Origin of the sequence: Acinetobacter sp. WU_MDCI_Abxd143 (assembly GCF_025514195.1) — a bacterium.
Lineage (GTDB): Bacteria > Pseudomonadota > Gammaproteobacteria > Pseudomonadales > Moraxellaceae > Acinetobacter > Acinetobacter pittii_H.
Genome location: NZ_JAHPTH010000001.1, coordinates 188,818 through 202,147, shown reverse-complemented (window position 1 = coordinate 202,147; position 13,330 = coordinate 188,818). Strand labels below are relative to the sequence as shown.

The window sequence follows — 13,330 nt, the reverse complement described above, 5'->3', positions numbered from 1 at the left end:
GAGAGCAATGAATATGAATCTGCAATTATTAAATGAAGTCACTGCTTTCATCTGGGCTGAAGCAGATATGTTAGACCACAGTGAGTACCGTGAATGGCTTAATTTATGGAATGAAAAGGGTGTTTATATCATTCCGATTGACCCAAATCTCACTGACTACGAAAACAACTTAAATTATGCCTATGACGATAATCATATGCGTACTTTACGTGTACAGCGTCTTGAAAATGGTGAAGCGATTTCTACAGCGCCTAAAGCAAATACTGTGCGTAGTGTTTCTCGTATACGTATTGTTCAAGACCAAGATGATGAAATCGTTTTGCGTTGTGCTCAAAACTTGCGTGAATTCCGTAAAGAAAATCTCAAGCATTACACGGCCGATATTACGTACCATCTAACTCGTGATGCGGCTACAGGTTTTAAGATTAACCGTAAAATCATTAACTTGGTTAACTCAACCGATACCTTAGCTGGTATTAGCTACATTCTTTAGGAGCGGTAACATGAAACAGGTTGTTTTAGTGACAGGTGCTGCTTCTGGACTCGGTAATGTCATTGCTGAATATTTTGCGAGCCAAGGCCATCAAGTGATTTTATCGGCAAGTACCCTTGAAAAAGCCGAAAATGCCAAGGCACAAAGTCAGTATGCCCAAAATATGTTTCCCTTGAAATTAGATATTTCAGTTGAGGCAGATTTTCATGCAGCAGTGCAATGGATTGAAGAGAAATTTTCTAAACTTGATGTGTTGATTAACAATGCCACCGTCACCAAAGCAACGCCTGTATTAGAAATTACCGCAGCCGATTTTGATTGGGTGACCCAAGTTAACCAACGCGGCACCTTTCAAGCTTGCCAAATTATTGGCCAATATATGGCGAAAAAAGGCTATGGGCGCATCATTAATATGGCGTCGTTAGCGGGACAAAACGGCGGTACTGCAACGGGTGCACACTACGCGGCAACCAAAGGGGCGATTGTGACGTTAACCAAAATTTTTGCCAAAGAGTTTGCGGCAAAAGGTGTTACGGTCAATGCAGTTGCACCGGGACCAATGGAGTCACCAATCGTTCATAGTGTGGTGCCAGACGAAAAAATGGAACAGTTCATCCAGAATATTCCGGTTAAAGCCTTAGGAAGTATGCATTTTATTGCTGAAACTTGTGGGTTGCTTGCGAGTCCAAATGCGGGGTTTGTGACTGGTGCAACATGGGATATTAACGGTGGTTTATTCATGCGCTAAGCCACGAGCTTACGCATGAAAAGGGAGTTAAATCATGACTACACTTTATGATGTTGTCGTTAAAAATCGCCATGTGGAAGGTGGGAATATTGCAGTTATGGAGTTTGAATCTGCAACTTCTGCAACATTGCCAAAAGTTGAAGCGGGTGCACATATTGATGTGCACTTACCGAATGGTATGGTGCGCCAATATTCACTTTGTCAAAATCCAAATGACGAAGGAAAGTTCCGCCTTGGAATTTTACGTGACCCTGAATCACGTGGTGGCTCAATATCCGCTTTTGATGAAATTAAAGATGGTATGCAAATTCAGGTCAGTGAACCAAAAAATTTATTTCCACTTTTAAAAGCCAAACACAGTGTATTGATTGGCGGTGGTATCGGAATTACGCCGTTAATCACGATGGCGTACCAACTTGCACATGAAGGTGAATCATTTGAGCTTCACTACTGTGGCGCTAGCCCAGAAAACTGTGCTTTTGTTGATGAAATTAAAAATGGTGAATTAGCAAAATACACAACCTTCCATTTTAAATCCGAAGGTGCAAGCCACCGAGCATTTTTTGAATCTGCCATTAAAGATATTGACCTTGAGAGCCATATTTACACCTGTGGTCCAGTCGGTTTCATGGATTGGGTGATTAATCTCGCCACAACTCACGATTTTCCTGAGCAGCAAATCCACAAAGAGTATTTCCAAGTCGAAACTGACACCTCGGGAGATTCATTTGAGGTGGTGGCTGAGCGTAGCGGAAAAATCATTATGGTTGAAGCTGGCGAAACCATTTTGCAGGCTTTGGCTAAAGAAGGCATCGAGATTGAAATGTCTTGCGAGCAAGGCGTATGCGGAACCTGCATGTGCGATGTAATTGAAGGTGAACCTGATCATCGAGATGTTTATTTTACTGACGAAGAAAAAGCCAGCAATGAGCAGATATTAGTGTGCTGTTCACGCTCTAAAACACCGAGATTAGTTTTAGATATCTAATGCTCTCGCGATTTATATGGATGTAAGAGAAGGTTTAGGAGAAAGATGATGAATGTATTACAACAAATAGATGAGTTTACGGTCGATCCACTACAGTTCCGACGAGCATTAGGAAATTTTGCAACAGGCGTTACCATTGTGACTGCACAAAATGCACAAGGTGAGAAAGTTGGTGTAACCGCAAATAGTTTTAACTCGGTGTCACTCGATCCACCGCTTATTTTGTGGAGCATTGATAAAAAATCGTCAAGTTTTTCAGTATTTGAAGAAGCAACACATTTTGCAGTCAATATTTTATCAGGCACGCAAATTGAGCTGTCTAATAAGTTCTCGAGACGCAATATTGATAAATTTGCAGACACCAATTTTCAACTTGGTGCAGGAAGCGCTCCCATTTTAGAAAATTGTTCTGCGGTGTTTGAGTGCGAACGCTATCAGGTTATTGAAGGCGGTGATCACTGGATTATTATTGGTAAGGTGGTTCGTTTCCATGACCAAGGTCGAAGCCCATTGGTCTACCATCAAGGTGCATATTCTTGTGTCATGCCGCATCCGAGCCTTCAAGTTAAGCAAACTGAACAGAGCGGCGTAGACCAAACACATTATGGGCACTTATATAACAATGTCTGCTATTTGATGAGTCGTGCTTTTAAAGCTTATCAAACCGACTATATTCCTAAGCAAATGGCTTCTGGTTTCCGGACCAGTGAATCACGTCTTTTGCTCGTTTTGGCCAGTGGTACTGCTTCAAGTAAGGAAGATTTACCGCGTGATATTGCTATGCCAATGCAAGAAGTTGAAAGATCGGCTGAAATTCTAAAATTTGAAGGGCTATTGGTTGACCACGATAATTTGTATGCACTGACCGAGAAAGGTAAACAAACGGCGCAGTATTTGTTTGATATTGCCGATAGCCACCAAAATGAGGTGTTTAAAAAGTATTCTGATGAGCAAAAGGATATTTTTATAACCATGCTGCGAGACTTTGCAGGAGTAGCATAAGCCCCATTAAGCTGATAAATTAAATTGATTTATCAGCTTCTTTACATCTAGCTGACTATCATCAAAACAATTCCAAGGATAAGGAATTTTTGGCACACAATTTGTTTATCAATAAAACAAGATTGCAAATAAGCCAAGACAGTGCACCATCACAAACGCAAAGTTTTGAGCGGTGGCACATGTATAGAGAGGTAAGGGATGAACCAATATGTAAGCGATGCATTACTCACATGGACGCACCATATTAAAAGTGTGTGCGGCAATTTTGAAACCGATTTTGACGGAACCCGTAATTTATTCATTGGTGAAGTTCAGTGCTTTTTATTGGGTGATACCGAAATTGCTTTTATTAAAAACAATGCCAATAAGATTGTCCGAAAAGCCGATGAAATCGATCGAGTGAATAATCGTTTTTGTTTTTTGATTTTGCAGTATTCGGGGAAAATGCTGCTCGAATATAAAAATGAAACCTTAAGCCTAAATGAAGGCGATATTGTGTTGGTGGACCCAGTCGAAACAATTTCGATGTATCCGCAAGGTTTGGTAAGTCAGATTTCAGTCCATCTGTCGCGTGAAAAATTACTGAAAGAAAATATTAGTACTGAATATTTTGGAAAACTGATTACTCAAAATATGAGTGGTTTTTTACTCAAAAATATTTTGAAAAATATGTCTGCTGAAAACATCAAACTTTGGTACGCAACCGAGGATGGCAATGCTTTTGAAGATGCGCTGATCGCCTTAATCAAACCCACAATCAATTATAAAAATGTTCATAGCTCCAATAATCTGATGGAAAAAGCCGAGCGATATATTATAGAAAACTTAGCAAAACCAGATCTAACCCCTAAATTAATTGCAGAGCATATTGGGGTATCACTACGACATCTCTACCGTTTATTTCTGCAAGAAAATTTATCTATTAACAAATACATACAGTTAAAACGCCTAGAAAAAGTCAAAGCAGATTTGCTTGATAAAAAGAACAAACAAAGCTCAATTACCCAAGTTGCCTTGAAATGGGGCTTTTGGGATGGCGCTCATTTTTCAAAGATTTTTAAAAAGACTTATGGTATCTCTCCTAAAGAATTTAGAGAGGGTATGTCGGTTTAATTCTTTCATCTCTCAATGTCATTTTTAGACAAATTCGACGTCATTCTTGAACAAGCTAGCCCTATGTAACTGTGTTGAAATTAAATTCATTAGAGCAGGTTAGATAAGCTTAATAACCACAAAACTATTAAGTTGGTCTAATAAATTTCACTCACAGGAAGTGCATTTTAACTGTCTGATTCAGATAGTTCAGGGATAGATGAAAAGGATGAAACCAATGCGTAAACAACGATTATTGAATGACATACAAAAAATACTGGCACTTAACTTATCAATCGCTGCAAGCTTTTGGGGACTCAATACTCAAGCATTTGCGCATGGTGGCAAGGCCGAAATGGTCTCACTTTATCAAAACATGAGTGAGCAAGGCGCTAAAGTTGTCAAAGATGATTTTACCAATACTTATATGATCACCAAAGGTTCTATGGTGGTTCGAGCTAAACCTAATTCAGATCAGGTTTTGGTGAACGGCAAACCTTTTAAGCTCAGCGTGCCTTTATTAATCAAAGATGGTAAACCTGTTATTGGAAAAGATTTTTTTAATGAAGTATTCCAGTCTGGGTTAGATCAAACTTTTAAAATTGAAAATACGTTTCATCCACTCAATAGCTTAAATTCCGACGAAATTAAAAAGACATTTGATGTGATTAACCGCTCGAAATACGCCTATAAAAATATGCGTTTTGCCGAGTTAAAGCTTAAAGAACCTGAAAAAGCAAAAGTTTGGGATTACTTTATTAATCACAAAGAATTTAAAGAAGATCGTATGGCCTCATTTATTTTGTTAAAGGGGAGTCAAGCGATTGAAGGTGAAGTTAATCTTAATACTCAACAAGTCACAAAATGGAATGTACTTAAAGACACTCATGGAATGGTGTTGCTCGATAATTTTGAAGCCGTACAGCGTGTAATTGAGACAAGTAAAGAATATCAGGAAGCTTTACGGAAACGTGGCATTACCGATGTGAAGAAAGTGATTGCTACACCACTAACTGTTGGATATTTTGGCGGTAAAGATGGTCTGGATAAACAACTCAATATATTAAAAGTCGTCGCTTATCTCGATGTAGGCGATGGTAACTACTGGGCGCATCCTATTGAAAATTTAGTTGCTGTAGTCGATTTAGATAAAGAAAAAATTATCAAGATTGAAGAAGGTGCGATCATTCCTGTGCCAATGGCAAATCGACCTTATATGTCGAATGAGCCAGTAGCAAGTAAGCTAAAACCACTTAATATTACTGAACCTGAGGGCAAAAACTTTAGCATTACTGGCCAAACCATACATTGGGGGAACTGGTGTTTGCATGTGGCCTTAGATTCTCGTGTTGGCTTGCAGCTTTCAACCGTGACTTACAAAGATAAGGGCGTAAAGCGTAAAGTCATGTATGAAGGCAACTTGGGTGGAATGGTAGTTCCATATGGCGACCCTGATATTGGTTGGTACTTCAAATCTTATTTGGACTCTGGCGAATATGGTATGGGAACACTCACATCATCTATTCTTCCGGGAACAGATGCACCCGACAACGCTGTTTTACTTGATGCTGTGATTGCAGACTATAAAGGTCAGCCTCAAGTGATTCCAAATGCCATTGCTGTGTTTGAACGTTATGCAGGACCTGAATATAAACATCACGAAATTTTTGGCAATCAAGATGCGAGTGAAGCCCGCCGTGAACTTGTGGTACGCTGGATTAGTACGGTTGGAAACTACGATTACATGTTTGACTGGGTATTTGCTCAAAATGGTGTAATTGGAATTAATGCGGGTGCAACGGGTATTGAAGCTGTTAAAGGCGTTAAATCACGCACCATGCATGACAGTACCGCCAAAGAAGACACCAAATATGGAACTTTAATTGACCATAATATTGTGGGTACAACGCATCAACATATTTATAACTTTCGCTTAGACATGGATGTAGATGGGGAAAACAACAGTTTTATGCATATGGACCCTGTGGTGAAAGCCAATGACAAAGGCGGTGTTCGTACAAGCTCAATGCAAATTGACAGTAAAGTCATTACGAATGAGCAAAATGCAGCTGAAAAATTTGATCCATCCACTATTCGCTTACTCACGAATTTCAACAAGGAAAATAAATTAGGCAATCCTGTTTCTTATCAACTCATTCCTTTTGCAGGTGGAACACACCCTGTGGCAAAAGGAGCCAATTTTTCTAAAGATGAATGGTTATTTAAACGTTTGAACTTTATGGATAAGCAAATTTGGGTGACTCAGTACAATCCAGACGAACGCTATCCTGAAGGGAAATATTCAAATCGTTCGACTCATGACACAGGGTTAGGACAGTTCATTGGCAACAATGAGAATATTGAAAATAAAGATCTTGTGGTGTGGATGACAACAGGCACAACCCATGTGGCACGTGCTGAAGAATGGCCAATTATGCCAACAGAATGGGTGAATACGCTCATCAAACCTTGGAACTTCTTTGACAGCACCCCGACTTTAAACTTGGGTGAAGAAGAGCAAAACACACAGCACGACCATCAATAAAAATGTGAATAAGCCAGAATGGGTAACGAATAGGTTACCCATACCTGAGCACGGTTAGACCGTTCGCAAAAAAGGAATTTCTCAATGAAAAATTTATTTTCTCAGGTTATGAGAGGGACTCTCTTTGTCTCATTTTTTTCAACTGTGCATGCTGGTGAGCTTGAAATTAAGCCAACTTTTGAAGCAACTTTTGGAGCTTTTAGTAGCGGTAAAAGCTATAACGGCGAAAACCTAGATGATGAAAGAATCAATTGGCAAGAAGGCCATCTTAAATATGGTGCTAAAGGACAATACACCTTTAAAAACAATCAGATCTATGCAAGCTTGAGCGGTATTAGCTCGGCAACATTTGGTGATGGAGACGCAGGCCAAAATAGTAATGGCAAAGAACGTAAAACAGATGTGAATGAATGGATCATTGGTTTTAAAGACGGCACTAATAAAGATGAGTTAACGGCCTATGATTTAAGTATTGGTCGACAAAATATCATGATTGGTGATGGGTTCTTCATTGCGGGTGATGCATTAAATCTCGGTAAAGCGCCTGCGGACGGCACACTAGATCGGGGCGGAGCATATTATCTGGCAGCTCGTCGAAGCTTTGATTTTACAAGTTTGCTTCAATACAAACCGCAAGAGAATACAACCCTAAAGTTGGCTTATTTAAAATCGGATAATAAAGCACAATTTTCCCCAGAACTGTTTGTGACTGATCTGATGTATCAGCTTAAAGATAAGGGCGTTGGGTTCACTTACTTAAATGTATTAGACCTTGAAGATACAGAACACGTTTCCGGGCGAGAAGACCTTAAAAATTATGCTTTACGCTTGAATTATCAACCTTTACCAAAGCTACAAGTTAAAACTGAGTTTGTTGTGCAAGATAAAAAAGATAGCCACGAAAATGCTGGCTACTTAGCGCTGAACTATAACTTTTTATCTTCAAAATATACGCCCTCATTAGGCTACCGTTTTAGTCATTTTTCAGACCAATATGACACGATGTTTTATGGAAATACCGTCGGCTTTGGTACATGGTTTCAGGGCGAAGTTGCCGGAAACTATGCTGGTCCATTCAATAAAAATGCAGATATTCATCAAGTTTCTTACATGATGAACTTGAAAGAAAATTTTATGTTGGGTGCTTTGGCCTATAAGTTCAAAACAGTAAATAAGTCTTTAACCAATGTAGATGGACATGAACTGGATGTCTTTTCGGTCTGGTCGATCAATAAAAAATTCAACGTTATTCCTTTAGCGGGACTCTATAAACCAAAACACGATATCCATAGTGGTGGTACTCAAAACTACGATGACAAGACCAATGTGTATGCGCAGTTGATTCTGCAATACATCTATTAATAAATCCTTTTAAATGAATTGAGAGAAATAAAAATGAGTGAAGTTCAGATTTTAGAAAGCGTACAGCAATTTATGGCACGTCAACATGGATATTTTATTGATGGAAAGTTAGTTGCTGCTGAACATTTGGATAAAGTGGATATTGTAAATCCATCGACTGAACAAGTGATTGCTCAAATTAGTATTGGTAGTCAACAAGATGTCGAAAGTGCGGTAAAAAGTGCTGAACATGCTTTTCAAAATGCTTGGGCTGAAACAATGCCGTATGAACGTGGCGTTAAACTGAACAAGCTAGCCGATTTAATTGAGCAATATGGTGAAGAACTTGCACAGCTCGAGTCGTTATCTACTGGAAAACTTATCAATATTTCACGGCATCTTGAAGTCGCACAATCTGTTATTTTCTTGAGATATTTTGCTGGTTGGGCAACTAAAATTAATGGTCAAACTATGCAACCCTCTATTCCTTCTATGCAAGGTGAGAAATATACAGCCTTTACTTTAAGACAACCGATTGGTGTGGTTGCAGGGATTGTGCCTTGGAATTTTTCACTCATGATTGGTGTTTGGAAAATCGGTTCAGCTTTAACCACTGGCTGTACCATTGTGCTTAAACCAAGTGAGTTTGCCAGCTTATCTTTATTACGTTTAGCTGAACTTGCGATTGAGGCAGGTATTCCTGCCGGTGTAATTAATGTGGTTACGGGTAAAGGCGATACAGGGCAATATTTAATTGAGTCGCCACTCGTTAAGAAAGTCTCGTTTACAGGTTCAGTACCAACAGGTATTGCCATCGGTAAACTTGCGATGAGTAGTGATTTAACCCGTGTAAGTCTAGAGCTGGGCGGTAAAAATGCCATAGCTGTTTTGGCTGATGCAAATATTGATGAGATTTTACCGACTTTATTGCAAGCAACTTTTGTGCATCAAGGCCAAGTTTGCGCATCCCCAGAACGTTTTTTTGTACACCGTACAAAACATGATGAACTGGTCGAGAAACTCTCTAAAGCACTCTCTAGTTTTAAAATTGGATCGGCTATGGATGAAGGAAGTATGTTTGGTCCACTCTCTAATCAGCCACATTTTAATAAAGTAAAACATTATTTAGATATAGCAAAAGCCAACAACCAGATTATTGCAGGGGGTGAGGCTCTAGATCAGACAGGATATTTTGTACAGCCGACTTTAATTTCCTTTAAAAATACGGATGATCCTTTATTTTCAGAAGAAACTTTTGGTCCAGTGGTCGGAGTAATGCCATTCGAAACTGATGAAGAGCTTATTCAGCTTATGAATCAGTCGCGCTTTGGTTTAACCGCAAGTATTTGGACAAATGACTTATCTAAAGCTTTACGTTTAATTCCTAAAATTGAAGCAGGTACCTTGTGGGTCAATATGCATACGTTCTTAGATCCATCAGTTCCATTTGGTGGGGTAAAAGCTTCGGGAATTGGCAGAGAGTTTTCAGATGCATTTATCGAAGATTACACCGAATTAAAATCAGTCATGATTCGGTATTAAGCCAATAAGGAGGTTTGTCATTTTATCAATAACAAACCTCGGCTTTTAACATAAAAATTGGGCTAAAAAGTTAGTAGTTTAAAGTGATGCTTTGTTGAGTTGATTGGTCGATTTCTTTTTGACTCACCGCATCATCTTTACATTTATAACTTTCAAATAAAGAGAGCTGATCTGCAAAGTGGGCATCAGGTTTTCCATTTTGATTGATAAAACCACTTTGTCCTGGGGCCAAAATCGAACACATGGTGACTTGATTTGGATTTAAGACCACTCTAAAAGTAGCACTTCCTGTATTTCCATAAGTACTAAGGTGTTGTTCATGTGATGGATCAGCCCAAGGAATGCCTACCGAATTTTTGCTGGAAAAGCCCATGGTTGCGACCGGAATTTTCCAGTCATTCGGGGCGGTAGAGTGATATTGATTTGAAAGTTCAGTCAGTGCATTTTCTAAAGCTTTTAATACGACCTCATCTGCTGTTTGTCCTTTTAAGAAATCAACATTCTGAGGAACGCTTGCCTGTTTTCCTTGTAGGGCATTCCAGATTAATTTTGATGCACTCGCTGGCTGGGCACTACGCGGATCATTATTTACCGGATAAAGTGTATCGGTATAGCGCTTATAAATATTTTCTGAAAGGTTTGGTTTGAGTACCAGTTCAATCATTTGATTAAGCCATGCACGTGTAATTGCTGGTGCTGCACCTTGATAATATTTTGCTTCACTATCAGGGCGTAATTTAAGATCCCAACTGGCAAGTAACGGAGCGACTTTTTTGGCTAACGGTGATGCCTTAGGGCTTTGAGCAGCTTGAATCATATAAGGAACAAAATAGCGCGCATTTAAATCAGACCATGCTGCTATTTTATTAATTTCCCAAATTTCTTGCTGACTCAGTTTGGGTTTACTTTCTAAAGGTTCAAGTAGTTCATTCACCCGATCTACATAAGAAAAGTTTGACGAATCTGAGCGTAAACCTGCATAGGCTTTGTTATTCCAGCTTGTGACATAACCTTTTTGCGGATTGTATTCTTTAGGATTGTGTGAGAAGTCATAAAAACCTTGCCACTCCATTGAACCATCACCTTTAGCTGGAAGCTGAATATGCTGGTTTTCAGGGCGAATAGGTAAACGACCTAAAGCAGCCACACCGATATTATTTTTAGTATCGGCATAGAACCAAGTAATAGAGGCTGCGATACGTTTGGCTTGAGCAAGAAACTCATCCCAATTTGAGGCTTTCGCTGCATTTGCCCATCCTAATAAAGTTTCAATTTCTACGCCTTCCCAGCTACGTTTTTGCGCATACGCCGTATGGTTATTTTCATCCCATGTACTTACAAAGCCTTGTTTACTTTTATAAACATCTAAAACATGGTCGGCTTGATTCTTAACTTTGATTTTTACTTGCTTGTGTTCAAATGGAATATAACTCCTTTTATATAAATATTCTTTTGAATTACTTGGGTTTAAGGTGAGTTGATAAACATCGTTAGTATCGAGTGAGCCTACCGTAGAGCCCCATGCGATTTTGCCATTGGTTCCAAATAAAATTGCAGGTAAGCCAACAGGAGTAATGCCTGTCAAATTATAGCCAGCTCCATGTAAACCAATACCGTAGGTAATTGCAGGCGTATACCACCCTTGTTGTGGACCATTATATAAAACTGCTTGGCCTTCAATGGTCTTATCGCCTTTTAAGACCCATGCATTACTGGCGGTAGGTACGCCGTCTATCACACTTTTGCCTAAAGCAATGCGAGCTTGAGCTAGATAGGTTTTGGCTGTTTTGTTTGAAATAGGGCTAATGTCTTTAAGTATTTGCTCTTGACGCGCTATAAGCTGTGTTTTTTGTGCAGATTGAATAATGGTTGGGGCACTTGGGTCATCTAGCCAACGTAATTGTTGATAGACTTTGAGACCTTCTTCTTGACCTTTTTCTTTTTGCAGTTGCGTGAGTAAATCTAAATTTGATACTTCCGAACTTGCTGAAAAGAAGCGATTTAAAATTAAGCCCACCCAAACCATAGCAATGTCTTCTGGTTGCCATGTTGATGGTTTAAAACCATGATCTGTGAACTCTTTAGGCATAAGAGCTGGATCTGCTAAAACCTCTTTAACACGCTTATTAAAACCTGCGGCATAACCTTCAAAAATTGCTCGGTCTTCTGGTGAGAGTGCGGTGAGTTGTTGCTTAATATTTTCTGGGTTAAAACGGCTATGTGTTGCAATATCATATTGAAGATAGTCGGGACCGAGTACCTCAGCAACTGTACCTTGTCCTGTACGTTTCGACATTTCCATCTGGAATAATCGATCTGTCGCTACCGAATAGCCATAACCGTAAAAAAGTCCATAGGTATCATTTGCATATACATGAGGAGTACCGAATTTATCGCGCTTAATTGTGATCTGCTTGTGTGTCGGTGTGGGCTCTAAACTTGATGAAGAATTACAACCCGCTAAAAGCGCACCTAAAAGTAATGTTCCATATTTAATTAAAGGGCGTGTAGGGTGAGGCCGAGAGTTCAGCATAGATATGTTCAATTTAGATATCCTTACTTTCATTATGATGTAGAAGTGAGCGATTTAAGAATCTTCTTAGATTCACGTCACGGATGAACAAGCCCTGTTCATGAGTTTAAAATACTGTTATTTATCCATGTAATTTTCCATTACATTTGAGGTATATATTTATACCTTCTCGAACAAGTTATTTAATTTTCTATTTTGAGAAAATAAAAAAGGCCATGATTGGCCTTTTTAGAAATGAATAAAGTTTATTGAGAGCGAAATTAGTTCACTAAAAAATCTTTTAAGATTTTATTAAAAGCTTCGGGTTGCTCTACATTAGAAATATGGGAGGCATCTATTTCTACAAGTTTTGATTGCGGAATACGTTGCTGCATAAATTCACCATCTGCAACTGTCGTTACAGGGTCTTGAGTTCCAGCAATCACCAATACAGAAATTTTAATGTCTTTTAACTGCTCACGGATATCCGCTTTAGCCAAAGCCTCACAACAATTGGCATAACCCATTGCGCTGCCAGCACTTAAGTCGTTACACAGGTTGTTGACGATTGACGCATGACTTTGGATAAAGGGATCTGTAAACCATCTCGAAGCTGCTGTAGCTGCGATCGGTTGTAAACCTTGCTCACGTACTAATTTTGCACGGTCAAGCCATGCTTGTTCTTGTCCAATTTTAGCGGCAGTATTTGCCACAACCACATGACTAAAACGGTCAGGGTAGTGAATTGCCAACCATTGACCGGTTAAACCACCCATTGAAATACCACAAAAAGCAGCTTTGCTAATATTCAGATGATCCAGTAAGCGGACAACATCTTCACCTAATTGTTCTACAGTGTATGGACCGTCAGGTGTAGAGGATGAACCGTGACCACGTGTGTCATAGCAGATCACAAAAAATTGATCTTTTAACTCATTAAACTGTTTTTGCCACATACCATAATTGGTGCCCAAAGAGTTGGAAAACACCAGAGCAGGGGAAGACGGTTCACCAAAAGTTTGATAGTTGATTTGTGCATCGGCAGATTGAAAAGATGACATTTGTTT

Annotated in this window: 10 protein-coding genes; 8 read left to right on the top strand and 2 right to left on the bottom strand. The window is 39.3% G+C overall.

All coding sequences use genetic code 11. The features are described 5' to 3' along the window. Positions 1-7 precede the first annotated feature (7 nt). The 8 genes from KTI79_RS00905 (at position 8) to KTI79_RS00870 (ending at position 9,751) form a co-directional block, all read left to right on the top strand. The gene (locus KTI79_RS00905; RefSeq protein ID WP_032053854.1) at positions 8-493 is read left to right on the top strand and encodes an aromatic-ring-hydroxylating dioxygenase subunit beta; all 486 of its coding nucleotides are present in this window, start codon (positions 8-10) and stop codon (positions 491-493) included. 10 nt (positions 494-503) lie between these two features. Beyond that, a complete protein-coding gene (locus tag KTI79_RS00900) occupies positions 504-1,241 on the top strand; it encodes an SDR family NAD(P)-dependent oxidoreductase (protein ID WP_032053853.1) in 738 nt (245 codons plus the stop codon). Positions 1,242-1,275: 34 nt separating this feature from the next. Further along, complete coding sequence (locus KTI79_RS00895) at positions 1,276-2,229, top strand: PDR/VanB family oxidoreductase (RefSeq protein ID WP_032053852.1); 954 nt, start codon at positions 1,276-1,278, stop codon at positions 2,227-2,229. Between the two features lie 45 nt (positions 2,230-2,274). Continuing rightward, entirely contained in the window at positions 2,275-3,231 is a 957-nt protein-coding gene (locus KTI79_RS00890) for a p-hydroxyphenylacetate 3-hydroxylase reductase component (protein ID WP_079284185.1), read from the top strand. A gap of 198 nt (positions 3,232-3,429) precedes the next feature. Next, positions 3,430-4,344: a transcriptional regulator FeaR gene (gene feaR / locus KTI79_RS00885; RefSeq protein WP_032053850.1), complete on the top strand. Its 915-nt coding sequence runs from the start codon at positions 3,430-3,432 to the stop codon at positions 4,342-4,344. 208 nt (positions 4,345-4,552) lie between these two features. Next, positions 4,553-6,868 (top strand): primary-amine oxidase, encoded by a 2,316-nt coding sequence (tynA, locus tag KTI79_RS00880; protein ID WP_079284184.1) that lies wholly within the window; start codon positions 4,553-4,555, stop codon positions 6,866-6,868. A 144-nt stretch (positions 6,869-7,012) separates the two neighbouring features. Then, positions 7,013-8,230: a hypothetical protein gene (locus KTI79_RS00875; protein WP_079284207.1), complete on the top strand. Its 1,218-nt coding sequence runs from the start codon at positions 7,013-7,015 to the stop codon at positions 8,228-8,230. A 33-nt stretch (positions 8,231-8,263) separates the two neighbouring features. Continuing rightward, complete coding sequence (locus KTI79_RS00870) at positions 8,264-9,751, top strand: NAD-dependent phenylacetaldehyde dehydrogenase (RefSeq protein WP_032053846.1); 1,488 nt, start codon at positions 8,264-8,266, stop codon at positions 9,749-9,751. Positions 9,752-9,821: 70 nt separating this feature from the next. Here KTI79_RS00870 and KTI79_RS00865 read toward each other — a convergent pair whose 3' ends face one another. Then, positions 9,822-12,284 (bottom strand): penicillin acylase family protein, encoded by a 2,463-nt coding sequence (locus KTI79_RS00865; RefSeq protein WP_032053845.1) that lies wholly within the window; start codon positions 12,282-12,284, stop codon positions 9,822-9,824. Between the two features lie 260 nt (positions 12,285-12,544). After that, a complete protein-coding gene (gene pcaD, locus KTI79_RS00860; RefSeq protein ID WP_032053844.1) occupies positions 12,545-13,324 on the bottom strand; it encodes a 3-oxoadipate enol-lactonase in 780 nt (259 codons plus the stop codon). Positions 13,325-13,330: the final 6 nt, after the last annotated feature.